20 protein-coding genes are annotated in these 23,552 nt (G+C 69.7%); 14 read left to right on the top strand and 6 right to left on the bottom strand.

Annotated elements, in window-relative coordinates; all coding sequences use genetic code 11:
- Positions 1 to 64: 64 nt before the first annotated feature.
- Together sitI6 and sitA6 are read right to left on the bottom strand one after the other, a co-directional pair.
- Positions 65 to 781, bottom strand: a complete 717-nt coding sequence (gene sitI6 / locus NR810_RS16045; RefSeq protein WP_257453481.1) for a SitI6 family double-CXXCG motif immunity protein — start codon at positions 779 to 781, stop codon at positions 65 to 67.
- Positions 782 to 785: 4 nt separating this feature from the next.
- Positions 786 to 1,379, bottom strand: coding sequence for a SitA6 family polymorphic toxin lipoprotein (sitA6, locus tag NR810_RS16050; RefSeq protein WP_257453482.1), 594 nt, complete (start codon positions 1,377 to 1,379; stop codon positions 786 to 788).
- A 150-nt stretch (positions 1,380 to 1,529) separates the two neighbouring features.
- Between sitA6 and NR810_RS16055 the strand changes: the two genes are divergently transcribed.
- Positions 1,530 to 2,177 carry a C40 family peptidase gene (locus NR810_RS16055; protein WP_257453483.1) on the top strand — a complete coding sequence of 216 codons (648 nt, stop codon included), beginning with the start codon at positions 1,530 to 1,532 and terminating at the stop codon, positions 2,175 to 2,177.
- A gap of 120 nt (positions 2,178 to 2,297) precedes the next feature.
- On the opposite strand, the gene NR810_RS16060 is transcribed toward NR810_RS16055, so the two are convergent.
- Complete coding sequence (locus NR810_RS16060; RefSeq protein ID WP_257453484.1) at positions 2,298 to 2,789, bottom strand: hemerythrin domain-containing protein; 492 nt, start codon at positions 2,787 to 2,789, stop codon at positions 2,298 to 2,300.
- A 315-nt stretch (positions 2,790 to 3,104) separates the two neighbouring features.
- Here NR810_RS16060 and NR810_RS16065 point away from each other — a divergent pair, with 315 nt between their 5' ends.
- The gene (locus NR810_RS16065; protein WP_257453485.1) at positions 3,105 to 3,590 is read left to right on the top strand and encodes a MarR family winged helix-turn-helix transcriptional regulator; all 486 of its coding nucleotides are present in this window, start codon (positions 3,105 to 3,107) and stop codon (positions 3,588 to 3,590) included.
- A gap of 107 nt (positions 3,591 to 3,697) precedes the next feature.
- The gene (locus NR810_RS16070; RefSeq protein WP_257453657.1) at positions 3,698 to 4,075 is read left to right on the top strand and encodes a hypothetical protein; all 378 of its coding nucleotides are present in this window, start codon (positions 3,698 to 3,700) and stop codon (positions 4,073 to 4,075) included.
- Positions 4,076 to 4,085: 10 nt separating this feature from the next.
- On the opposite strand, the gene NR810_RS16075 is transcribed toward NR810_RS16070, so the two are convergent.
- Together NR810_RS16075 and NR810_RS16080 are read right to left on the bottom strand one after the other, a co-directional pair.
- Complete coding sequence (locus NR810_RS16075) at positions 4,086 to 5,003, bottom strand: endonuclease/exonuclease/phosphatase family protein (RefSeq protein WP_257453486.1); 918 nt, start codon at positions 5,001 to 5,003, stop codon at positions 4,086 to 4,088.
- 151 nt (positions 5,004 to 5,154) lie between these two features.
- The gene (locus NR810_RS16080; protein ID WP_257453487.1) at positions 5,155 to 5,829 is read right to left on the bottom strand and encodes a DUF4336 domain-containing protein; all 675 of its coding nucleotides are present in this window, start codon (positions 5,827 to 5,829) and stop codon (positions 5,155 to 5,157) included.
- Positions 5,830 to 6,091: 262 nt separating this feature from the next.
- Between NR810_RS16080 and NR810_RS16085 the strand changes: the two genes are divergently transcribed.
- The 6 genes from NR810_RS16085 to NR810_RS16110 all read left to right on the top strand — a co-directional run bounded on the left by NR810_RS16085 (position 6,092) and on the right by NR810_RS16110 (position 13,801).
- Positions 6,092 to 6,295 (top strand): microviridin/marinostatin family tricyclic proteinase inhibitor, encoded by a 204-nt coding sequence (locus tag NR810_RS16085; protein WP_257453488.1) that lies wholly within the window; start codon positions 6,092 to 6,094, stop codon positions 6,293 to 6,295.
- Positions 6,296 to 6,572: 277 nt separating this feature from the next.
- Positions 6,573 to 7,238 carry a pilus assembly FimT family protein gene (locus NR810_RS16090; RefSeq protein WP_257453489.1) on the top strand — a complete coding sequence of 222 codons (666 nt, stop codon included), beginning with the start codon at positions 6,573 to 6,575 and terminating at the stop codon, positions 7,236 to 7,238.
- Between the two features lie 13 nt (positions 7,239 to 7,251).
- Positions 7,252 to 7,803 carry a type IV pilus modification PilV family protein gene (locus NR810_RS16095; RefSeq protein WP_257453490.1) on the top strand — a complete coding sequence of 184 codons (552 nt, stop codon included), beginning with the start codon at positions 7,252 to 7,254 and terminating at the stop codon, positions 7,801 to 7,803.
- 2 nt (positions 7,804 to 7,805) lie between these two features.
- Complete coding sequence (locus NR810_RS16100; protein ID WP_257453491.1) at positions 7,806 to 9,029, top strand: prepilin-type N-terminal cleavage/methylation domain-containing protein; 1,224 nt, start codon at positions 7,806 to 7,808, stop codon at positions 9,027 to 9,029.
- A gap of 4 nt (positions 9,030 to 9,033) precedes the next feature.
- Positions 9,034 to 9,546 (top strand): hypothetical protein, encoded by a 513-nt coding sequence (locus NR810_RS16105; RefSeq protein WP_257453492.1) that lies wholly within the window; start codon positions 9,034 to 9,036, stop codon positions 9,544 to 9,546.
- Between the two features lie 19 nt (positions 9,547 to 9,565).
- A complete protein-coding gene (locus tag NR810_RS16110) occupies positions 9,566 to 13,801 on the top strand; it encodes a pilus assembly protein (protein ID WP_257453493.1) in 4,236 nt (1,411 codons plus the stop codon).
- Between the two features lie 55 nt (positions 13,802 to 13,856).
- Here NR810_RS16110 and NR810_RS16115 read toward each other — a convergent pair whose 3' ends face one another.
- A complete protein-coding gene (locus NR810_RS16115) occupies positions 13,857 to 15,584 on the bottom strand; it encodes a proline--tRNA ligase (RefSeq protein ID WP_257453494.1) in 1,728 nt (575 codons plus the stop codon).
- A 322-nt stretch (positions 15,585 to 15,906) separates the two neighbouring features.
- Between NR810_RS16115 and NR810_RS16120 the strand changes: the two genes are divergently transcribed.
- From NR810_RS16120 to NR810_RS16140, 5 genes are all read left to right on the top strand, one after another.
- Positions 15,907 to 16,215, top strand: a complete 309-nt coding sequence (locus NR810_RS16120) for a hypothetical protein (protein WP_257453495.1) — start codon at positions 15,907 to 15,909, stop codon at positions 16,213 to 16,215.
- A gap of 136 nt (positions 16,216 to 16,351) precedes the next feature.
- A complete protein-coding gene (locus tag NR810_RS16125; RefSeq protein ID WP_257453496.1) occupies positions 16,352 to 19,858 on the top strand; it encodes a S8 family serine peptidase in 3,507 nt (1,168 codons plus the stop codon).
- A gap of 111 nt (positions 19,859 to 19,969) precedes the next feature.
- Complete coding sequence (locus NR810_RS16130) at positions 19,970 to 20,500, top strand: metal-dependent hydrolase (protein ID WP_257453497.1); 531 nt, start codon at positions 19,970 to 19,972, stop codon at positions 20,498 to 20,500.
- A gap of 6 nt (positions 20,501 to 20,506) precedes the next feature.
- On the top strand, positions 20,507 to 21,079 hold the full coding sequence (thpR, locus tag NR810_RS16135; protein ID WP_257453498.1) for an RNA 2',3'-cyclic phosphodiesterase: 573 nt from the start codon (positions 20,507 to 20,509) through the stop codon (positions 21,077 to 21,079).
- Between the two features lie 155 nt (positions 21,080 to 21,234).
- Positions 21,235 to 23,550 (top strand): putative metal-binding motif-containing protein, encoded by a 2,316-nt coding sequence (locus tag NR810_RS16140; protein ID WP_257453499.1) that lies wholly within the window; start codon positions 21,235 to 21,237, stop codon positions 23,548 to 23,550.
- The last annotated feature ends 2 nt before the right edge of the window (positions 23,551 to 23,552 follow it).

Raw genomic sequence — 23,552 nt, forward strand, 5'->3', positions numbered from 1 at the left:
AAAAGATTGAACGCAAGATCGTGACCAGGAACACACACGTGTCCTCTGGTGCACACCAAGAGTCTCAGCGAGTCATGAGCTCGCGACAGTCGACATCCTCCAGCCCCAGGCGCCGTACGGCCTCGACGAAGCAGTCGGTGCCAATGAGCATTGTCTCGAAGTCGGCCAACCGGAACAGGTCCGTGTGTGTCGGGAGTGTCGCCGCATCGAGGATGGGCTCCTCCGGACGAGTGAAATAGTCATGCCCACACTTGGGACAGGGAGGAGGCCGCTCCGGCGTGCAGTCCGGATGCAGTCGGCCATGAGGCAGGAGCTCCAATTCCAACAGCTCCGGATGCTGTTTCTGCCGGAAGCGCAGCTCGGTGGGAAGACCACGCAGGCCCCGCACACCCTCGGACTGGAGCTGCTCCAACGCCTCGCGGTGCATCAACGGCATGGTCGTGAAATAGAAGAAGAGTGGGCTGAAGGTCCCGGTGGCCGTGCCCACCAGGGGACCGAACTCGGCGCCTGGAAGCAGTTGAGCCCCTGGCGGTACGAGGGGCCGAACCAGCTCGCGCAGCCGGACGAATTCGTCGAAGGGCTCCGGCCGGGGCGCCTCGAATGCCTTGCGCTCCGGAAGGGATGATAGATCCGCGCTCGGATAGGCCGTGGCGCTCCCGGCCCACGTGGCTCCACATTCGGGGCAGCGGACCCCGGGCAGGCCGCCCCACTTGTGCCTGGCACTGAGGTTGCCCGTGTAGCGCGAGTGCGCGGGAAACCGGAGCCAATAGAACCTCGGCATCTGCTCACCTTCCTCCTCGGGCGTACGGCACAACGGGTCCTGTCAGCTCGAAACGGAACATCAGCTCTCCTGCGTGGCGGTAGATGGCTTCTGGCGGTGCACTCGGGTTGGCGTCCTTGAACTGTTGCCATGCCATGTTCCACAGACCGCCGCGAGGCCCTCTGCTGTGGATGCGGATGTGAACATGCTCGGGGATGAGGATGGTGAATTGATGGATGTCCGGCACTCCTTGTCGATGGAACCACCGAGCGAGCTCCTCCGCCTGGGGAAAGATGTGGTGCCGCACCCAGCGCCCCGGAGGGAGAACGAACTGCGGAGGCTTGGGGTCGAAATGATGATTGAAAATGTAGCTGGGACCCCCACCGCGGGATGCCAGCAGCACCTGCTCGCGGGGCACCACCTCCCGGCAGCGAAAGAAGCCGCACTCCTCCCCATCTTCCTGACACAGCAGGACAAGGCTCCGCTCGTCCTCACAGCCCTCCTCCCAGGATGCCACCACCTCCGGCGTTCCACTGCCTTCGGACAGGGAGGGACTCGAGGTCGCGCAAGCGGCCAACAACCCGATCCACAACAGCCAGATTTTCGACAGGGCTCGCATGAACAGTGGAGTCTAGAGCGCGTCGCTCGGGAAACAGGCTGGGCAGACCTCTTCCACGTGCAGGACAGATGCGGGGACCGTCTCCGTCTCCGGATGGACACCTCGGCCGGAAAAAGCGAAGGGCACGCCGGTTGCTGGTGGGGATCTGGCATGCACCGTGCTTTTTCGCTGTGTGCCTTGTTGGTGGGTCTCCTGTCGGCGCCACAGGCCGAGGCCGCGCGCCGGGCCACTCCGAGTCGAAGCACCCGGGCCGCGTCCCTGTCGCTCGCGAACCGGGCCGCGGCCCGCGCCTCGCTCTGGGTGGGCCTGTCCTCGTTGAGGAGGGTGAGCCGCTCGGTGAACGACGATTGCTCCGGCCTGGCCAACCTCGCCTACAAGAAGAATGGATTGAGCCTGATGCCCGAGCGCACCCTCCCGGGAGAGGGCGGAGTGGCCGCCATCTACCGCAAGGCGCGCAACCTGGGCGCGCTGCGCGACCAGCCGCGTCCGGGAGACCTCGTCTTCTTCCGGGAGACGTACGACCGCAACCGGGACGGGCGGCGAAATGACGGGCTCACGCACATCGGCGTGGTGGAGCGCGTGGACAGGGACGGCACGGTGACGTTCGTGCACCGCGCGGGCGGAGGCGTGAAGCGCTCGAAGCTACACCTGTCGAAACCGAGCCTCCGCCGGGATGCCCGGGGCCGGGTGCTCAACGACTACCTGCGCCGGCCCGAGAAGACCACGCGGCCCCGGCTCGCCGGGGAGCTGCTCGCGGGCTTCGCCTCCGTGGACCACCGCTGGTTCACAGCGCCTTGACGATCGCCACGCGCTCTCGAATCTACGTCGGCGGCTCCGCTCCGAGGACACCCCTCCGGTGCTGGACACACGAACGCCCCGCGAGTCATCCCCGCGAGGCGTCCGGCCCTGCCCGAAAGCTCACGCCAGCGGCGCGGCCTCATCGGTCTCGCGAGGCACCTGCAGGCGCGGCTCGGTCTGGATGAGCTCGGAGAACATCGTCTCGAGCTGCTCGCCCATGACCGCCAGCTCATCCTTCGTCATCAGCTTCTTCACGCTCTTGAAGAGATCCTTCTCCTCCTCCTCCACGTGATGCTCGACCAGTTCCTGGAGCACCTTCATCTTGGCCTTGAACTGCGCGTCCATGGGGTCCATGTCGAGCAGGTCGGCGATGACACGCTTCACCGACAGGTGCTCCTCCACGGCCTCCTGGAGCTTGTCCGCCGTGGGGCCGACGTAGACACTGGGATAGAAGATCTTCTCCTCGATGACGGCGTGCGCGGCGAGGTTGTCCGCGATGCGCACGAACAGGTCCATCACCGAGTCATCACCCTTCTCGATGGCCTTCTCGAACTTCTCGAAGAGCTCGTCGACCTCTTCGTGCTGCTGCGTCAACAGTTCGATGGCGTCCATTGTCGCTCCTGGTTGTGCCGCGTGAGGTTTCTGGGGCCTAACTTCGGCACGCTCCGCGAGGACGCCAACTGGAAGCCCCCTTCCCCGCCGGACCAGCGGGGAGCCTGACTCGCGAGGTTCCTCCGTTCGCGATGACTCCTCACGTCATCCCGGGGAAGCCTGGATGCACGCCCGCTCTCCAGCGGCTCGGGCACAACCCCCAGGCCCTTGCACGAGATGGCCGCTTCTCTTCCGGCTGGAGCGAGCCAACATTTCGCCCCACCGGAGCAGGTGCACCCAGGACCGAAACCAGGCCGGTCTGGACGAGGAAACTCCGTGTCACGGAAGGTCTCCACGGTCGAAGACAAGACCGGCGATGTCGACCGGTTCCGCCAACTCCTGTTCGCGCTCGGGCGGCTCTACTCGCTGAGGGATCCGCTCGCCAGCGGGTGCGAGCGGATGCAGCTCACCGCGCCGCAAATCCACACCCTGCTGTGGTTGGGCGAGGACGGGGCCCTGACCATGGGAGGGCTGGCCCGGCGGCTGGGCATCACCGAGAAGACGGTCACCGGCGTGGTGGACCGGCTGGAACGCGAGGGCCATGTCCAGCGCGAGCGAAACCCCGAGGACCGCCGCGTCGTCCACTGCCGGCTGACCGCGTCGGGCGCGCGGATGTATCGCAAGCTGGAGCGCACCCTCGTCCAGGGAATGGACCGGCTGCTGGGCCACCTGGACCTCCGGGATCGCCGGGCCCTCTTCCTCATCCTGGAGAAGCTCATCGCCTCGGCCGGACCCGGGGAAACCGCGGCCCCCGGAAGGTAACCGGGCCTCGCGGGGCCCTGGCGGCTCCCTTCCCCTCCACCCGGACGGGAGCAGCACCCGAGGACCGTGGACGGCTGCGCCCGGCTGCGCTTCACTGGGAGCCGATGATGACTCCTCACGACGCAGAGAAGGTCCTGGCGGACGCGGAAGTGGTGCCGTGCGCGGAGATGCAGCTCGCGGATGCCCGGAAGCTGGTGGAGGCGTGCCTCGCCGAGGGCGTGCCCGCGCTCGTGCACCGCGAGGCATGTAGCAAGCCGAGCTGCTCGCCGAAGTTCCAGGTGCTCGTGCGCCCCGAGGACACGCCCCGGGTCGCGAGCCTGCTCCAACAACGTTGGATGGACAGCCTGGAGCGCGAGGGGCTCGTCCCAGCGGGCCGGGCGCCCCAGGCGGTGCCGGAGGAGGGGGAGCTGCCCTGCCCCGCTTGCGGTACGGCCGCGCCCCTGGTCCAGGGCGCGTGCAGCGACTGCGGCCTGCAGTTGGAGTGAGCCGGCCGGACTACTTGCTACCGGCGGTGGAGGCGGCGGCCTCCGGCGAGCGCTGCACCAACTCGACGGCGGGCGCCTTCGCGGGCCCGAGCAGCGTGAGGTCGGCCACGACCGGGTAGTGGTCGGAGGCGCGCACGCGCAGCACCTGGCTGCGCTTGGGCATGAAGTGGTCGCACGCCAGCACGTAGTCGATGCGCAGGTTGGGGATGACGGGCAGCGGGTAGGTCTCCGAGGGGCCCTCTCCGCGCAGCGCGAACACGTCCACCAGCTCGCGCTTGAAGAGCCGCAGCGAGCGCGAGTCGGGCGTGTCGTTCATGTCGCCCATCAGCAGCTTGGGCCGGGAGTCTGAGGCCAGCAGCTTCATGATGGCCGCGCTCTGGCGCATGCGGACGTCGCCATTGAAGGGGCGCCGGGTGAGGTGGGTGACGTAGATGCTCACCTCCTGGCCGTTCACCTTCATGAGGACGCGGGCCACGGTGCGCGGCTCGGTGCCGGGCTCCACGGGCAGCGGATGCTGCTCCACGGACTCGAGCGGGAAGCGGGAGATGAGCGCCACGCCGTAGTCACCGCCGTGCAGGGTGGTGGTACGGAAGTGGGCGTAATAGGGCAGGCCGGTGCGCCGGGCGAGCTCGGCGGGCTGATCCATCCCATTGGCGCGGATCGAACCGACATCCACCTCCTGGAGGGCAACGATGTCGGGAGAGGCGGAGCGGATGGTCTCGGCCACCTTGTCCAGACCGTGGCGGCCGGACTGGATGTTGAAGGTCATCACCCGGAGGTCGTCCCCGCCCCGGAAGGCCGCGGGGACCGCGAGGGAGCCAGGGGCCGCGATCGACACGGGGGCCGAATCGGAGCGGAGGGAGGGGGACGACGCACACGCGATGGGCATCGCGAGGAACAGGCCGGCGAGAAGTCGGTCGATTCGCATGGGATGGGGGGCGGATCATCGCAGCAATCCGTCGAACCGTCTTCCCTCCTCTCCAAGTCAGGCCGGAGAGCAACCCGGCAAGCACCCGTGGATGTCCCCTCTCCCTCTGGGAGAGGGCCAGGGTGAGGGTCTTCCCCCGGTTCCACCGTGCCTAGAGCCACGCGAAGGCTTCCCGCATGGCCTGCTTGCCACCGCGCTCGAGCACCTGGCCATGACACGGCACCACGCGGTCGAAGTCCCAGGAGAGCACCCGGTCCCTCCAGGCCCGCAGCGCGGCCTTGTCCTTCACCATGGTCTTGAGCAGCCAGGTGGGCGCCAGCCGCTCGTAGGCTCCGCACAGCTTCAGATAGTTGCGCGTCAGCCACGAGTGCGAGTCGTGGATGTTGAAGGCCACGTCGGCGAGCAGCAGGGTGCGGCTGGGGCGGTGCAGGAAGGAGAACTCCTCCAGCTTGGGGATGCCGCGCGCGAGGAGCAGCTCGACGGTGGGTGACTGGCCCACGTCCATCACGTCCGACAGCTCCACGTCGATGCGCAGGTCCTTGCGTTTGGCGCGCAACCCCGCGGGCGCGAGCACCCGGGCCGAGGGGTACGCCGCGGCCCAATCCCCGAGCGACAGGTGGTGCATGGTGTTGGGCGCCACCAGGAAGCGCACTGGCCCCACGGCATCCACCGCCTGGCGCACGGCGGCGTCCAGCTTCACGGGCGAGTGCAGCCACAGGCCGCCCTCCGGCAGGCGCACCACCGTCATTCGTCCGCCCAGGTCGAAGCCCCTCATGTGGAAGGGCACATCCAGGACGAAGAGGTCATCGGACAGGGGGCGCAACATGGCGGGGCTCCTTGGTTTCGACCACTACCCTGAAACCTAACCGACGGTCGGAAGACGCATCCCCTTCTTCATCCCTGGTGGCCCGACCCCCGCGATGCAGACCGAGCAGGCGGAAGAACGGGCCCGTCGTGCGGTCCGTGACATTCGGCTCCAGGGGACTCGATCTCCATGAGCAACCGACTCACCCGAGGTGCCCATCACGGTGAGCCGCGGTTGCTCATACACCCCCCACATTGGCCAGCAGGCCACATGGAGTCTGGACATGAAAAAGAACGCATTGAACAAGGCACCGCTGCAGGGCAAGAAGCCGTTCTTCGCGCGGCTGTTGGACGCTCAGGAACTCGAGCAGGCCGCGGGCGGTGGCGTCCCCGTGCAGACCAAGAAGTACCCCTCGGACCAGGACGAGGGCGGGCCCATCTTCACCACCCTGAAGTACCCCTCGGACAAGGACGAGGGCACCTGGTAGTTAACGGCAATCCCCCTGAATCCCGCCCGGCTCCGGCCACGGCATCCCGCGAGGGAGCGTCGTGGCCGGAGCGCTCCTCATCCAGGGCAGGCGGGCGTGCAATGGTTACAAGATGGGAAATTCTCTTCCGGTAGAAAGGCCAGTCCGGGGTAACTCCGGCGGTCACCCGGGATAGAGGCGTTCCCCCTCGTTCCGAGGACTTGCACAGGTCATCCCCGCCCTGGGGTACGGGTGGGCCGTGCTTTGCACAGGCAGGCGGGCGGAAGGAGTCCTCCGCGTGTCCGTCCGGCCCCGCTCCGCAGGCTTCACCCTCGTTGAAGTGATGGTCGTGGTCGCCATCCTCGGTGTCCTCGTGACGCTCGCGGGAGTGGCGGTGTTCCATGGCACCGCGCGTGTGCGCGTGAGCAACGCCGCCTTCGAGGTGAGCGCGCTGTACACGGCCGCACAGATGCGCGCCACCAGCATGGGCGTGCCGCACTACGTCGTCTTCCACGATGACGGCACCACGTTCGGCGTCTCGCTGCTGGAGCGCGCGGATGCGCTCGGCGCCTACAACTGGGCCAGTGATGATGTAACGGACATCGCCACCGTGGGAGGCGTCCAGCACGAGCGCCTGCGGCTGTCCGACAGTAGCGGCCTGGGCTTCCTGGACCTCGGCGCCTCCGGCTCGGAGCCGCGCGCGCTGCCCGCCCCCTTCTCCTCCATTCCCCTCACCCCGTCCGGCTCGGGCCGGCTGCTCGGCGGATGCTCCTTCTGTACCGAGGGCACGGGCGGTGCGCGCGGGGTCATCCGCTTCTCTCCCGATGGCACCGTGCAGGTGATGACGGGCGGCGCCGAGGCGGGCGGTGTCGTCGCCTTCGCACCGGATTCGGGCGGTGGCCGGTCCGGCTCGCCTCGCTGGGTGGTCATCGCCGCGCCGGCCGGAGCCGTCCGTGTCTTCTAGGAGGACCGTCACCATGTCTCCGTCTTCTCGAGTCCCGAGCGCCCGTGGCGTCAGCCTCGTCGAGGCCATGGCGGCACTCGCCGTCTTCTCCATCGGCCTGCTCGGCGTGCTGCACATGAACGTGCTGGCCAGCCAGCAGAACGGGCTGGCCCGGCGCCAGTCCACCGCGAGCAAGGTGGCCAGGGATCTGGTGGACGCCTTCGAGCGCCTGCCCTTCGACCACGCGCTGCTGTCCGCCGAGAGCACCATCGACCCAGCGGACCCGCGCTTCTCGCGCTTCGACGAGGCGGATGGGCGGGTGAAGCTCTCGGACGCGGTGGGGCTCGTCGGGGCGCGCCCGCTGCTCGGCGCGGCGCAGGCCACCGTGGGCGCCGAGAGCACCTACGAGGTGGCCTGGCGGGTGGCTCCCGTGAAGGGCGCGGATGGCAGCACCGAGGCCCGCCGCATCCTCGTCATGGTGCGCTTTCCCACCACGGCGGGGGGCTTCAAGCAGGTGGACGTCTGGGCGGTGAAGTTCAACCCCCACGCCATCGGCCGGGGCGCCGCGGCCATCCCGGAGATCTGAGCATGCGCGCGCGTCACGGCCCTCGAGGCTTCACCCTGGTCGAGCTGCTCGTCGGCACCGCGGTGGGCGCCGTGGTGCTCGCGGGCATCGGGCTCGTCTTCATCTCGCAGGCCTCGCAGTACCAGGCCCACGCGAGCCGCCGCGCGGTGCAGTCCAGCGTCCGGCAGGCGCTGGGTTTCGTGGAGCACCACGTGCGCAACGCGGGGTATGGCGTGGACCCCGACCGCGCCATCCTCGCCTATGACTCCTACGACGCGGCTGGTGATGCGCGCGCCGATGGCTACCCGGATGGGCTCACCGTCCACGCGCGCTCCCTCCACTTCCGGCGCCTCGCCACCGAGGTGGGCTCGGACTACCTGCGCTTCGACAGGGCGCTCGAGCGGCCGCTGCGCAAGGGGGAGATCCTCCTCGTCCTCTGCCCCGGCGCCATCCGCTACGCCTACGTGACGGTGGGAGAGACGGCGCCCGCGAAGGCCACCTCGGTCCGGCTGGACACCACCGCCGCGCCGGTGGACTCGCCCGCGGGGCCGCCCGGCGCGCTCTTCCGCGAGCACGGCGAGCTGGGGGATGCCTGCTTCCATGACGGCGAGCCGCCGGTGGTGGTGAAGGTGGAGCGCACCAGCTTCTACGTCGCCTCCTTCGACGACGACGGGGACCCGGCCACTCCCGGCGCCACGCCCTACCTCATGCAGCACCGGGGCGTGGACATCAACGGAGACGGGCGCATCGACGGGACCGACGCCATGCCCATCGCCGTGGGCATCGAGCAGCTCCAGGTGGCCTACATCCTCAACGCGCTGGGCAAGGACACGCCGCCGCTGGTGGGCGTGGACGACACCGTGCCCTGGGGCGAGACGTGGCACACCGGAGCGCCCGAGACGGACAGGCCCCGGCTGAACGACGCGTACGCCTCGCCCCGGCGCCTCACCTCGCACCCGGCCAACATCCGCCAGGTCCGGCTCACGCTCGTGGCGCGCAGCACCCGGCCGGACGCGCAGCGCGAGGGGGACGACGTGCTCACTCCGGGAGCCCCGGGCGCCGAGGGCCCCGCGCTCCCCACGGGGACCACGTCCTGGCGCCAGCTCGAGAACCTGGGCACCACGCCCGCCAGCGCCTTCGACCCGCGAGGGGGCGGCTTCACCCGCGCCGTGCTGCGCGAGGCCATCGCCCCCAAGAACCTGCTGATGCGCTCCCAGTTCATCCCCGTCCAACCGGGAGGAGGTTGAGCCCGTGCGTCCCCGTCCCAAGGCCCCGAGGGGCATGGCCCTCGTGATGGCGCTCATCGTCGTGGTCCTCGCCACCCTGCTGGTGGCGGGGGCCATCACCTTCACCGGCACCGAGCGCAACGCCGCGGTGCTCCAGACGCGCGACGACGCGCTCTCGGCCTGCACGCAGGCGGCGCGCAACCTGTTCCTCGCGCGCCTGCGGGTACTCACCCCGGGCAGCGCCGCCCAGGTGCAGCTCGCCGACGCGTATGGCCAGGGCATCATCCGCGCGGGCCACTTCACCGGCACGCCCGCGGCGCCCGCTCCCGGGGGCGCGCCCGCCCCCACGCTGACGAACGTGGAGCGCCTGCCCGCCAATGCCGTGGGCGCCTCGCGCGACTCGGCCCGCGACATCAGCAACACCCTGGGCGACGCGACCGAGGGCGCCTACTGGTACGCCGTCACGGCCCTCTGCCAGGAGTACCCCGGCGGCCCCGAGCGCGAGGTCGAGTTCGTCGTCCGTGTCGGCTTGCAGTAGCCCCCCGAGGAATCCCCCCATGAATGCCTGGAGCCATCTCCGCCGCCTGTCCGCCACCGCGCTCCTGCTCGCTCCCGCGCTCGCCCGTCCGGAGGAGTCCACGCCGAAGCCCGCCTGCTGTCAGCTCACCACCTCGCTGGCCGCCGAGGCCCTGCGCGGCGAGGACCTCACCGGCGACGAGCGCTTCTTCACGAGCGAGGGCACGCCGCCCAACGTGCACTTCCTCATCGACACCTCGGCCTCCATGCGCGAGCTGCCCCAGGTGGACGAGGGCAACCACGAGGCCTTCTTCGCCTCCGGAGACGGCTGCACCCAGCCGGACCTGCTCGCGGTCGAGGCCGCCAACGGGTGGAATCCGAACGTCGCCTACCCGGTGCCGGATCCGGACCACCCCGGTCTGTTCAGCGACGACAAGCTCTACGCGTACATGTTCTGGGAGGATCTCAACGCCCCGGCCTCCCAGTGGAATACGAAGGAGGACGCCTGCGCGTACCAGCACCCGGCGTCCAGCGACCCGACGCGTGCGGCCTACGGCGCGTGCCTCTCGTGCCTCCAGCAGAAGGGCTTCTACAAGCGGCCGGGGGCCACGGGCTCGAAGCCGGGCAGCGACCCGAGGCGCCTCACGTATGTCTTCACGGGCCGCTTCCTCAACTTCAACCCGCCCAAGTACGTGACGGCCAAGGCCACGCTCAAGTCCATCCTGAAGGACATGCGGCGGGTGCGCGTGGGCCTCAGCTCCTTCAACGCGGACAACACGGTGCACGGCGCGCTGATGTCCCTGCCGCAGGGCCCCACGTGCGACCAGCTCCGCGCGGACCCCAACGCCTTCGAGACCGCGCGCACCAGCTACCTGGCCGCGGTGGACGCGCTGCGCTTCAAGGCCGCCACCCCGCTGGCCGAGTCGCTCCTCAACGTCGGGCAGTACTTCTCCTCGGACAACGGCCTCTACACGGACACCTTCGGCTTCGACGCCAGCTACCTCAAGAGCGGCTTCCAGAACGCGTCCCTCTCCCGCCCCGAGCGCAGCTGGTGCTGGGGCTGCCAGGCCACCTCCATCGTCATCGTCACGGACGGCGAGCCGAGCGCCGATGACCACGTCCCGGCCGCCGCCCTCGAGTTCCTCAACGGCGGCCCGGTGACGTGCCCCGCCACGGAGCCGTGCCCGGAGGACGCGCAGCACAAGCTGGATGACGTGGCGAAGCTGCTCGCCACGAAGGATCTGCAGCGCGGCAACCCCGCCGTGGTGGGCGACTTCGACACCAGCGGCCAGCAGAGCCTCACCATCCACGCCATCGGCTTCGGGGTGAACGCCAACATCCTCAAGAACGCCGCCCGCGTGGGCGGTGGGCTCTACCACTCGGCCAATGATGGCGTGGGATTGAAGAAGGCGCTGCAGGACATCATCGCCAACGTGGACCGGCGCGCCACGTCCTTCGCGACGGCGTCCGTGTCCGGCATGCAGCTGAGCGGCTCGGGGGGCACGCTGGTGCCCCGCCTGCGTCCGGGCCGGGACCGGGACGAGCCGTGGCGCGGCTACCTGTACCGCTACAAGCTCGCCTCGGAGCTGCTGCTCGGCTGCAAGCCGGAGCAGGCGGCCAGTGGCGCGGACCCGAAGGACCTCAACGGGGACAAGGACTGCGAGGACGTCCACCTCATCGACGCGGACGGCGATGCCGTGGCGGAGGACGAGCTGGGCGACTTCGTGAAGGTGAAGGACCGGCTGCAACCGGCGAGGCCCTTCTGGGAGGCGGGCCAGAAGCTCAAGGCCACGGCGGCGCCGACCCAGCGATGGAAGACGCGCAACCTCTATACCCTCGTGGACAACGGGGGCCCGCTGGGAGGCCCGGACGGGCGCCTCGACGCCAACGACACGCCGGTGGAGTTCACCGAGGCGAACGCTCCCCTCCTGCGCGAGTCCCTGGGCATCGGCGACGGCGGGTGCACGGTGGCCGGCGAGAAGCTGGGGCCGGACGACTGCGCCCGCGCCGTCATCCGCTACTACCGGGGCGCGGACGTGCTGAATCCGGACAAGGCCCGGCGCGACTTCGACCGGCCCTTCCTCCTGCACGACATCTTCCACTCGGCGCCGCAGAACGTGGAACCGCCCATGCCCCGGGCCTTCTGCGGCTTCTCGCAGCAGTGCCTGCAGACGCTCTTCGCCGGCCGCACGGAGCAGAAGCAGTACGAGGAGGCGGGCACGGGCCGCATGCACGACGCCTATGACGAGTACGTGTCGCTCCACCAGGAGCGCGACCGGGTGGTGCTGGTGGGCTCCAACGGCGGCATGTTGCACGCCATCCACAACGGGCGCCGCTCCGGGGAGGACCCGCTCACCGGGCTGACGCAGCACGACGAAGGCACGGGCGAGGAGCTCTGGGCCTTCGTGCCGCCGGACCTGTTGCCGAAGCTGCTGCCCAAGCTGGGCAGGCATGGCTGGTTCGTGGACGGCACGCCCATGGTGCGCGAGGTGTGGTTGGACGGCGTGGGCACACCTGGAGACGCGGTGGCGGACGGGAAGAAGCAGGCCAGCGAGTTCCGCACGGTGGCCGTGGTGGGCTCGGGCACGGGCGGGGTGCACCGCTTCGCGCTGGACCTGACGGCGCTGCTGCGCAGCCCGGGGGCGAACCAGCCGGGCCGCGCGCCGGGCCAGAAGGGAGACTTCCTGTGGATGTGGCCCCAGCCGTGCGACGCGCTCGCGCTGCAACTGGGCGAGAGCGATGGCCACTTCGCGCCCCGGCCTCCGCCCATCGGCCCCGTGGCCCTGGCGGACCCGGAGGGCCCCTGGAGCGTGAATGGCAAGGCGGCCCGTGAGGAGTGGGTCGTCTTCTTCAATGGAGGCTATGACCGCTCGCTCAGCCGGGGCCGGGGCCTGGCCATGGTGGACATGAAGACGGGCGAGACGCTGTGGAGCTTCTTCCATGGCGACGGGAGCGCGCGCGCCGAGCACCTGCGCCATCCCTTCGCGGCCAGCGTGGCGATGATGGACATCGGCGGCGAGCTCAGCTCGAAGCCGGATGGGGACCTGCTCTTCGACACCGCGACGGTGGCGGACTACGGCGGCCAGGTGTGGACGGTGCGCTTCTGGGAGCCCGGGGAGCGCACGGCGGAGGGGCGGGTGGGGAACTGGTTCGCGGCCCGTGCCTTCCAGGTGAAGGCCCCGGGCCCGGACACGGTGCGGCCCTCCTTCAGCTACATGACCTCCAACACGGTGCAGCCGGACACGGGCTACCTGCGCACCTTCGTGGGCACGGGTGACCGCTACAACCTCGCGGAGAGCGGAGGGACGACGTGCCGGCTCTCCAACCCGTTGGGGTGCGCGCAGCTCGGCTGCCGGGCGAGCCAGACCGTCACCGTGGAGCGCGGGGGCTCGACGGCCTGGAGCTCCACCACCACGTACGAGGACTACGCGTACACCAGCCGTGCAACGCCCGCGGGCGCGGCCGGCGCGACCTGCGGCGCGACGAAGGTGTCACTGGCCTGGGACTACGGCGCGGGGAATGGCTGTACGGCGAGCGCCTCGGGCCAGGTGGAGTACACCTGCGATGGCACGGGCACGTCCTGGGGCTGCCGGGTGACGAGGAATGACTGGACGCAGCTCGCGGCGACGAAGCCACTGCCGGCCACCAGCCCCCACCGCTTCTATGGCTTCTGGAGCTACGGGGTGAAGAAGGCGCGCACCTTCAACACCAGCACCGAGGCCGCCGCGTACGAGGCGGGCCTGCTGACGGACGACAAGCTGGTGGACGTGTCCCAGTTCGACGCGGACGGGCAGGTGATGTCAGGGGCGAAGGAGGCCGGGTCCCTGGAGGCGGGCTGGTACGTGCGGTATGGGGCCTCGCGCGAGCAGACGGGCAGCGGCACGGCCATCGTCAACGGGTGCGTGGTGTGGAACAGCTTCGAGGCCGGCACGTCCAGCGGCATGTGCTCGGCCTCCGGCAATCACAGCGCGCGCGTCTACCAGGCGGGCTTCGTGGGCGGGGCGGCCAACTGCGCCGAGGGCTTCTACACGGCGGCGACGGTGGGGAGCGGGAACGGCTCCTGGCGGCGCTTCAGCAAGCGGGACGTGGTAGCGGCCCCGGCGGATCCAGCGCCTCAACGGACCCTGGAGACGGTGGACATCATCCTCAACGAGCCGGGCACGGGCCCTCGCCGGGTGGGAGTGTCCCTGGAGAACGAGGCCCTCCAATCGCTCTACCAGTTGGAGTTGGACCGCTCCGGCCATGACTGCCGGCACGAGGCCAACCGCTGCGAATGACAAAGGCGCGAACCCGACAGGGGTCCGCGCCTCTGTTTCCGTCACGGCTCGTGGTTCAGGACCGCTTCAGCTCGGAGAGGATCGCCGCGCCCCTGGCGCCCACGTCGGCGACGGGGACGAGCTCCACGGCCTTCGAGGTGCGAAGCTTCCATTCGACCTTCCCCTCGGCGAGCCCCTTCTTGCCGACGGCGATGCGGATGGGGATGCCCAGGAGGTCGGCGTCCTTGAACTTCACACCCGCGCGCTCATCGCGATCATCGTAGAGGACCTCCAGCCCCGCCGCCTCGAGCGACTTCACGACGCCCTCGGCCGCCTGGACCAGCTCCGGCTCCGAACCCAGCGTGAGCACGGTGGCATGGAACGGCGCGATGGAGAGCGGCCAGATGATGCCGTTCTCGTCATGGTGCAGCTCGATGGACGCCGCCATGATGCGGTCGACGCCGATGCCGTAGCTGCCCATCACGATGGGCGTCTCCTTGCCCTCGGGGGTGAGCACGGAGGACTTCATCGACTCCGAGTACTTCGTCCCCAGCTTGAAGATGTGACCCACCTCGAGCGCCTTGAAGACATCCAGCGTCCCATCGCACCGGGGGCACCCCTCCCCGGCGGTGACCGTGCGCAGGTCGGCGAGGCGTCCATGGGACAGGATGTCGCGCTTCACGTCCACGCCGCGCAGGTGGAAGCCGTCCTCGTTGGCACCGGTGACCATGTCGGTGCGCGTCTCGAGAGAGGGGTCGACGAACACGGGCGCCTTGGTGAACCCCACGGCCCCGAGCGACCCGGGCCTCGCGCCCATGAGGGGAACGATCTCCTCCGGGTGCGCCGGCCGGACGAACTGGGCACCGGTCGCCGTCTGGAGCTTGGCCTCGTTGAGCTCCTGGTCGCCACGCACCACGGCCACCACGGGCTTGTCGTCCGCCATGTAGACGAGCGACTTGAGTTGCTTCTTCGCGGCCACCCCGTACGGCGGCTTCTCGAGCGCCTGGATGGTCACGACACCCGGGGTCGCGAACTTCTCGTACTTCGCCGGGGAAGGCGCGTCCGCCTCCTGCGGCAGGCGGGAGGTGGCGGTCTCGGTGTTGGCGGCATAGCGGCACTTCGGACAGGCGGCGACCAGATCCTCGCCCGCCTCCGTGCGCACCATGAACTCGGAGGACTCGCGCCCACCCATGGAGCCCGAGTGGGCCTGGACCGCCACGAAATCGAGGCCACAGCGCGTGAAGATGCGCTCGTACGCACGCCGCTGATCCTCGTAGCTCTTGTCGAGCCCGGCCACGTCCACGTCGAAGGAATAGGCGTCCTTCATCGTGAACTGCCGCACGCGCAGCAGACCCGACTTGGGCCGCGGCTCATCGCGGAACTTCGTCTGGATTTGATACCAGACCTGAGGGAGCTGCCGATAGCTGCGCAGCTCGGCGCGCGCGATGGTGGTGAAGATCTCCTCGTGCGTCATGCCCAGGCAGTAGTCGCCACCCTTGCGATCCTTCAGCCGGAACATGTTGTCGCCCATCACGTCCCAGCGGCCGCTCTCCTTCCACACCTCCGCCGGATGCAGGGCGGGGAGGAAGAACTCCTGGGCGCCGATGGCTTCCATCTCCTCGCGGATGATCTGCTCCACCTTCGCGATGGTGCGCTTGGCGAGCGGGAGGTAGCTGTAGATGCCGGCGCCGAGTTGGCGGATGAAGCCAGCTCGAACGAGGAGCTTGTGGGAGGCGACCTGAGCGTCGGTCGGAGCTTCCTTGAGGGTGGGGATGAAGAGCTGGCTGGTACGTGCGACTCGCATGGTGGTTGCCTTATACCCGAACGGGTCCGCCCGACTTCCATTTTCGTTTTCTCGAAGGAGCACTGAGCAACAACAACCCCGCGCCAACAACCCCTCTCCCTATGGGAGAGGGACGGGGTGAGGGTAGAGGACCACCACGGGTTCCGATCACCCTCTCCCTCTGGGAGAGGGCCGGGGTGAGGGTCTACGCCCCCTTGGCCGCTCTGTCCGCCGCCGTGCGCCCGTGCCGGACCGTCCTGGACCAGGAGCCGGAGGCAGAAGAAACTGACGGAGGAGTTCCACGCGAGGCGGCGAGCCGCCGAGCCGCAAGAGGTCATCCGACGTGCTAATCCTTGCCCGCGGCCTGTTGGTGGCCGTCCTGAGTGTGCCCCTGCTCACCGGCTGCAATGCCGGACCAGAGCCTGGGGACAACGAGCCCCCCGGAGAAACGCCCCCGGAGGGCGGGACCGAGAGGACGTGCACCTACAGTGATGTGGAGTACCCGGAGGGCTACACCTTCGGCAGCGACGGGGGAGTCGCGCGCTGCACGGGCAGGGTCAACGGGGTCTGCGACTTCGGGCCGTTGATGGGCTACGCGTGCGCCGTCAGCACGGATTGCCACGCGACGTGCATTGGCGGCGATTGGCGGTGAGGAGCCACGCGTCCCCCATGTAGGGCAGGCACGGCATCACGGCAATTTTCCACCAGGGCTTTATCTTCCGGGTTTTCTGCTTCTACACTCCTGAGCGCCGATGACGGCCCCGTCCGGCGACGAAGGAGAGAATCACGTGAAGACCCGCCCTACCCCGAGGAGGCTCCGCGGGAGCTCCCGGCTGCTGTCCGTGCTCGTGCTCATGGCCCACTCCGCGTCGGCGGCGCCGCCCGAGGCGCGCCGGATTCCGGAGCCGCCGGCCGAGCTGAAGGAGCAGCTGTCGGCCTTCGAGCGCGGCACCAGCAAGCCGGTGTCCGTCATCGTGAAGCTGGCGTCGGAGCCGGTGGCCGCGCACGCAGCGGCCTACAAGAACCGGGGCCAGGCCATCGCGGAGGGGGCACGGCGCTCGCAGCGGGAGAAGGTCCGGGGCGAGCGCGGGCGCATCATCAGCGAGCTGGCGCGGCAGGGCCTGAAGAACGGTCCGCGCCACGTGTACGAGGAGGCGCTCAACGGCTTCGCCCTCACGGTGCCCGCGGACCAGCTGGAGCTGATCGCCTCGCTGCCCGGGGTGGTGGGCATCTATCCCGACGCGGAGGTGGTGAGGAACCAGGGGCTGCGGGAGGACACGGACGCGCCAGCGCCCGCGCCCGAGCTCACCGCGAGCGTGCCCGCCATCGGCGCACCGGCGCTCTGGGCGCGGGGCTACCGGGGCGAGGGCATGGTGGTGGCCATCCTGGATGACGGCGTGGACTACACCCATCCGGACCTGGGCGGATGCCTCGGCGCGGGGTGCAAGGTGCAGGGCGGCTATGACTTCGTGGACCTCGACGCGGATCCCCAGGAGGGCGCGGGGGAGTACCACGGCACCCACGTGGCGGCGACGGCGGCGGGCCTCAAGGGCGTGGCCCCCGGGGCGAAGCTGCTGGCCATCCGCGTGCTGGGCACGAACACCAGCGGGAAGCCGAGCAACCTGTCGGCGGTGATGGCGGGCCTGGACTACGCGGTGGCGCAGGGTGCGGACGTGGCCAACATGAGCCTCGGACTGGGCACCACCTATGCGCAGGCCAACAACCTCTGGGGAGAGATGGTGTCCAACGCCATCCGCGCCGGCGTCGTGGTCACCAACTCCAACGGCAACAACGGGCCGGGCACGTACACCACGGGCGTGTACGCGGCCACGCCGGACACCATCGGCGTGGGCAACTCGGACGCGCGCGCGACGAAGTACCCGCGCACGACCCTCGCCGCCACGGGAGAGGCGCTGCAGGGCGGCGCCTACGGCACGCCCTTCCCGGCATCGCTGCTCGGCACCCACCTGCAGGTGGTGGACGTGGGCTACGGCAACGCGCCCTCGGACTACGCGGGCAAGAACGTGGTGGGCAAGCTCGTCATCGCCCAGCGAGGCGGGACGGGAGACGTGTCCTTCGTCAACAAGGCCAACCAGGCCGCCGCCGCCGGGGCCGCGGGCATCCTCCTCTATAACGATGCCGCCCGCGCCATCGACTTCACCACCGCCGCACTGGGACTGCCGAGCATCACGCTCTCCTACGCCAACGGGCGCAAGGTGCTGGCCAACCCGCTCGTCGTCGTCAGCGACTTCAACCCTGGCCCGCAGATGAGCACGGACAGCTCGCGCGGGCCCACGCCGGACCTCTTCATCAAACCGGACGTCAGCGCGCCCGGCACGGCCATCGTCGCCGCGGTGCCCTTCTCCATCAGCGCCACCGGCTACGCGTCCCTGTCTGGCACCTCGATGGCGGCCCCGCATGCCGCCGGCTCGGCGGCGCTCCTGAGGCAGATGCACCCCGAGTGGACGCCGCTCGAGGTGAAGACGGCCCTGATGAACACCGCCGGCAACCTCACCACGCTGACGGGTGACAGCTACCGCACCCTCGAGCAGGGCGCGGGCTTCATGAACCTGTCCCGGGCCATGGAGCCCGCCGTCTCCATCGCGCCGGGGAGCATCCGCTTCGGCATGCTGACGCCGGAGAGTGGCTTCACCGCCACGCACACGCTCACCGTCACCCCGAGGACGGCTGGCCGCGGCTACCAGGTGAAGGCGGAGCTGCTCAAGAGCTGGCCCGGCGTGACGGTGGCGCCGAGCGTCACCCAGGTGCGCCCGGACGGGAGCGCGGTGGAGGTCGGCTTGACGGTATCGGTGGACCCGGCCGTGGCCGCCGCGGGCGAGTACGAGGGCTACCTGCGCTTCATCGATACGGAGGAGCCGGGCAACAGCTACCGGGTGCCGTTCTTCTTCGTGCACCAGCTGCCGGTGAGTGAGCTCCAGCTGGCGAACCTCTTCATCGGGACGCAGGCGAACGGCCGCGAGTCGGTGGACGTGAGCTTCAAGGTGGGCCAGCCGCTGGCGGACTGGTACCTGGGCTCGATGGCGGGCACGCGCTACACGGCGAACCAGGGGCCGGCGCAGCCCGGGAGCCGGACGTACCGGTGGAACGGCCGCACCAGCGCGGGCCAGTTGCTGGGGGAGGGCAACTGGAACATGGGCGTGTGGTACCGGCTGCCGGGCGCCACGACGTTCACCTTCGGCACCACGTACACCCGCTTCTTCGTGGACCGCACGGTGCCGCGGCTCTCCATCGACGCTCCGGCGCCCGGAGTGGTCTCCAACCCGCGGCTCACCCTCGCGGGCGCCGTGGCCGACAGCGGCATGAACAGCTGGGGCGACGTCGGCGGACGGGTGGACATCAACGGCCGGCCCGCGGACCTCTTCCTGCGCGTCCCCGCGCTGCGCTTCCCCGACCAGAACAGCGAGCTCGCCTTCACCCACGAGCTCACCCTGCGCGAGGGGATGAACACCGTCACCCTCTACGCCGAGGACCGCTCCGGCAACCGGAGCGAGGTGACGTACACCTATGAGCTGCGGCTCGACACACGGGGGCCGGTGACAGTGGCCACGGCCTCTCCGGCGCCGAACGGCTTCGGCTGGAACAACGGGAGCGTGACGGTGGGCCTCGCCGCCACGGACACGGACGGCTCGGGAGTGAGCGGACTGGAGTACGGGCTCGCGGGTGCTCCGCTCGTGAGCGTGGCGGGCGCGTCCGCCGAGGTGCGGCTCGAGTCCGAGGGTGTCCATGCCCTCGAGTTCCGCGCCGTGGACCAGGCGGGGAACGCGGAGCCGGTGAAGTCGCTGGGGGTCCGCATCGACCGCACCGCCCCGAGCCTGGGGGTCAGCGGCGAGGGGAGCTACACGGTGGAGCAGACGGTGGTCGTGCGTTGCACGGCGGCGGACGCGCTCTCCGGACTGGACCTGGACCCGTGCGGTGCCCCGGTGGTGAGCGAGGCCGCGTGGAACCTGCCGTTGGGCACGAGCACCTTCCCGCTGCTCGCGAGCGACCGGGCGGGCAACGTGACGAGCAGGCAGGTGAGCGTGACGGTGCGGGCGACATTCGACTCGCTCCGTGCGCTGACGAGCCGCTTCCTGGCGGGCGCCGCGCCGGGCCAGGCGAACAGCCTGGGGGCGAAGCTGGACGCGGCGAAGAGCGCCTCGGAGCGGGGTAACACCACCGCGGCGAACCACCAGCTCGCCGCCTACCGGCACCAGGTGGAGGCGCAGTCGGGCAAGGCCCTCACGGCCGAGCAGGCAGCGACGCTGAGCCGGTTGGCCGGAGCGCTGACGCACTAGCCGTCCGAAACACGGCCCGTCCCGGGGGGAGGTAGCGCTTGCTCCCCCCGCGCCATCCCCCCGCGCCGCGTGCATTCTCCAGAGGAGGGCTGGTGTATCCTGGGGAATCGCATGGCGAGCTTCGGTCACGTAGCGGTGGGAATGGCACTGGGACGCATTGGCGCGGGAGCGGCGCCGCCGGGGCGCGTGGCCGCCAGCATGCTGCTGATGTCCGCGCTGGCGATGCTGCCGGACGCGGACGTCATCGCCTTCAAGCTGAGGATTCCGTACCAGGCGGAGTGGGGGCACCGAGGGGCGTCGCACTCGCTCGTCCTGGCGGCGGTGACGGCGCTGGGGGTGGCGGTGGGGGCACGAGTGCTCCGGAGGCCGGCGCTGAAGGCGGGGATGCTGACCCTCGTGGCGGTGGGCAGCCATGGCCTGCTGGACGCGATGACCACGGGAGGCCTGGGCGCGGCGCTCCTCTGGCCCTTCACCCAGGCCCGCTACTTCTTCCCGATGCGCCCCATCCCCGTGGCGCCCATTGGCGCGGGAATGCTCTCCGCGCGGGGCCTGCACGTGGTGATGGTGGAACTCCTCCTCTTCCTGCCCTTCTGGGCCTATGCGCTGTGGCCGCGCCGGGTGGCGCGTCCGGCGGAGGGATGAACCGGTATGCGCCTCTTCGTCGCCGTCACACTCGGGGAAGCGATCGAGTCCGAGGCCACGGCCGCCATCCAGCGCCTCAAGGGACTGGCACGGCACGCGCGCTGGGTGCCTCCGGCGAACCTGCACCTCACCCTGCACTTCCTCGGGGATGTGGCGGCGGAGCGGCTGCCCGAGCTGAAGGAAGCCCTCGCGCCCGTGGGCCCGGCCCACGAGCCGCTGACGCTGAGCATCGAGGGAGGAGGCGGCTTCGGAGCGCCGTCACACCCGCGGGTGCTCTGGGCGGGAGTGGGTGGGGACACGAAGGCACTGGGAGCACTACAGGCGGACGTCGTGGACGTGCTGAGGCCGTTGGGCTTCGAGCCCGAGCACCGCGACTACGCGGCGCACCTCACGCTGGCGCGTTCGAAGGTACCGAGAGGAGACCGGGAGCTGGCCGAGTGCGTGAGGGCGCTGCGGGACGCGAAGTGGGGAGAGACGCGGGTGGACCGGCTGGTCCTCTTCGAGAGCCTGGGAGGCAAGTACCACCCGCGAGCCGAGTTCCCGCTGGGCAAGTCCCCTCTCCCTCTGGGAGAGGGCTAGGGTGAGGGTATTCGCGCTGCTGGCACTGTTACACCTGAGGACTCCGGGAAGCTGGAGCGGCCAGGCACACTCGAGGTGAAGAAACCGGGACCGGCGCCGCGGGAGAGCCACGGAGGGACGGTGCCGCTGGAGGAGTAAGGGCATAATGGGAGGCCATGCCCCCGCGTTTCGTGCTCGTGCTCCTCGTTGGCCTGCTGGCCCTCACCGCTTGTCGAAGCAACCACGAGGGGGCGGTGAAGCTGACCGTCTCCTACTCCGGATTCAGACCGGGCTGCCTTCGGGTGAGCGTGAAGGACGCGGAGGGAGCGGGAGAGGAGCGCACGACGGAGCTCGCGGGCAAGGGCGAGGTCACGGGCGGCACGGTGACGGTGGCCGCCTTTCGCGAGGCTGGATGGAGCAACAGCCTGACCGTGAAGGCCGAGGCCTTCGAGAAGACGTGCACGACGGAGTCGCCTCCAGTGGCCACCGACCTGCGGACGGTGACGGTGGAGAAGGGCCGAGTGGCCGAGGAGACGCTGGCGCTGGCGGCCAGCGACAAGGACGGAGACGGCTACGTCTCCGACGATGCGGGCGGCCACGACTGCGACGACGCGGAGACCGGCGTGAATCCTGACGCGCGGGAGCTCTGCAATGGCAGGGACGACAACTGCGACGACAAGCAGGACGAGGGCTTCGACGTAGGAACGGAGTGCGCGAGCACGGATGGGTGCCAGGGCATCTGGTTCTGCGACTCACAGGGAGTACACACCTGCTCGGCCAACAAGCCGGGCCAGTGGCATCCCGACGTGGACAGGGACGGCGAGGGTGCCCAGGGTCCGGGCCTCACGAGCTGCAAGAAGCCCGAGGGCTACGTGGCCAATGAGCTCGACTGCGACGACACCAACCCGCGGCGCAACACCAGCGCCACCGAGTTGTGCAACGACGTGGACGACGATTGTGACGGGAAGAGGGACCAGGGGCTGGGCCTGGGGAACAGCTGCACGGGGCAGGCGGGATGCGGAGGCCAGCTGGCCTGCGCCACGGATGGAGGCACGATGTGCAACAGCCCCACGCCCACCGTGCTGTACCCGGACAACGACCAGGACACGCGAGGCCAGGCGGACGCGGGCGTGACGAACTGCGGCCCCACCCGCGCCGGCTACGTCAACAACGCGAATGACTGCGACGACACCCGGGCGAACGTGTACGTCAACGCACCGGAGATCTGCGACGGGCTGGACAACGACTGCGACGGACCGCAGGACGAGACCTTCAACCTGGATGCGGGCTGCAACCCGGGCCTGGGCTGCGCGGGAGTGACGGCGTGCGCGGCGGACGGAGGCACGCAGTGCGCCTATGTCACTCCGCCGTCGAACCACTACCCGGATGACGACCTCGACCAGTACGGGAAGGAGGACGCGGGCGTGCTGACCTGCACGCCGGACGCGGGCTACATCCTCCAGGCGGGCGACTGCAACGACGGAAACCCCTTCACGCACGCGGACGCGGGAGAGCTGTGCGACCTGGAGGACAATGACTGCAACGGCACGGCGGACGAGCCCGGCACGTGCCCGGCGGGCGGCGGGAAGTGGGTGGCCCAGTCGATGGGCACGGACCTCTGGCGGTCGGTCTCCATCTGGGGGGATGGAGGCGTCTGGATCGCGGGCGGCACCAACGCCCTGCGCCTGCGCGAGCCAGGACAGGCGACGTTCCAGGACCTGGCCGGGCACTGCACGGGCGTGTGGTACGGAATCTGGGCGGACCCGCGCAACGGCAACGCCACACTGGGCGGCAACACCGCCGCCACCGGGTACCATCCGCTCGGTGCCGCGAGCTGCATGGCGGCGCCCCCCGCCACGAATACCGACGTGAGAGGCGTCTTCGGATTGACCCGCGCGAACGGAGGCCTCGAGGGCTTCGCGGTCGGGGTGGATGAGGACAACACCTCGCTAGGACGCGTGTTCTGGACGGATGGGAGCACGAGTACGCCCAACACCAACCCCGATCAGTTGGGTCCGCTCTGGGATATCCACGGTGTCTCTCGGGACGTGCTCTTCGCGGTGGGCGGGTTCACGAGCCCGGCCCAACCTCGCATCTACCGCTTCAGGCCCACCCAGAACGACTGGGAGAACGAGCTGGTTCAGAACATCCCGGGCGTGGAGGCAGGACGACTCCGGGGAGTCTGGGTCGTCAATTCCAAGCTCGCCTACGCCGTGGGTGAGAGCAACTCCGTCCTTCGCTGGAATGGGACGAAGTGGAGCAAGCACTCGGGGCCCTCCCCAACAGAGGACCTGCTCTCGGTGTTGGCGTTCGGAAGTTCCTCTGTCTACGTCGTCACGGGCACCGGCCGGGTGTACCGGTTCAACGGCACCAGTTGGAACGAGCTGTTCCAGCTCAGCGGGGGAGTGATCCTCCGAGATATCGCCGGGAGCAGCCCGGAGAACCTCTGGGTGGTGGGCCACGACGGCGGGGTGGCCCACTGGCCACAGTGAGC

Source organism: Archangium lipolyticum, from assembly GCF_024623785.1.
GTDB lineage: Bacteria > Myxococcota > Myxococcia > Myxococcales > Myxococcaceae > Archangium > Archangium lipolyticum.

Bases quoted from the DNA above. Each gene is read 5' to 3' on its own strand.
- NR810_RS16055 (WP_257453483.1), top strand. From the start codon at position 1,530: ATGCACCGTGCTTTTTCGCTGTGTGCCTTGTTGGTGGGTCTCCTGTCG.
- NR810_RS16070 (WP_257453657.1), top strand. From the start codon at position 3,698: ATGACTCCTCACGACGCAGAGAAGGTCCTGGCGGACGCGGAAGTGGTG.
- NR810_RS16080 (WP_257453487.1), bottom strand. From the start codon at position 5,829: ATGTTGCGCCCCCTGTCCGATGACCTCTTCGTCCTGGATGTGCCCTTC.
- NR810_RS16130 (WP_257453497.1), top strand. From the start codon at position 19,970: ATGGCGAGCTTCGGTCACGTAGCGGTGGGAATGGCACTGGGACGCATT.
- sitA6 (WP_257453482.1), bottom strand. From the start codon at position 1,379: ATGCGAGCCCTGTCGAAAATCTGGCTGTTGTGGATCGGGTTGTTGGCC.
- thpR (WP_257453498.1), top strand. From the start codon at position 20,507: ATGCGCCTCTTCGTCGCCGTCACACTCGGGGAAGCGATCGAGTCCGAG.
- NR810_RS16110 (WP_257453493.1), top strand. From the start codon at position 9,566: ATGAATGCCTGGAGCCATCTCCGCCGCCTGTCCGCCACCGCGCTCCTG.
- NR810_RS16100 (WP_257453491.1), top strand. From the start codon at position 7,806: ATGCGCGCGCGTCACGGCCCTCGAGGCTTCACCCTGGTCGAGCTGCTC.
- NR810_RS16095 (WP_257453490.1), top strand. From the start codon at position 7,252: ATGTCTCCGTCTTCTCGAGTCCCGAGCGCCCGTGGCGTCAGCCTCGTC.
- NR810_RS16115 (WP_257453494.1), bottom strand. From the start codon at position 15,584: ATGCGAGTCGCACGTACCAGCCAGCTCTTCATCCCCACCCTCAAGGAA.
- sitI6 (WP_257453481.1), bottom strand. From the start codon at position 781: ATGCCGAGGTTCTATTGGCTCCGGTTTCCCGCGCACTCGCGCTACACG.
- NR810_RS16140 (WP_257453499.1), top strand. From the start codon at position 21,235: ATGCCCCCGCGTTTCGTGCTCGTGCTCCTCGTTGGCCTGCTGGCCCTC.
- NR810_RS16085 (WP_257453488.1), top strand. From the start codon at position 6,092: ATGAAAAAGAACGCATTGAACAAGGCACCGCTGCAGGGCAAGAAGCCG.
- NR810_RS16060 (WP_257453484.1), bottom strand. From the start codon at position 2,789: ATGGACGCCATCGAACTGTTGACGCAGCAGCACGAAGAGGTCGACGAG.
- NR810_RS16075 (WP_257453486.1), bottom strand. From the start codon at position 5,003: ATGCGAATCGACCGACTTCTCGCCGGCCTGTTCCTCGCGATGCCCATC.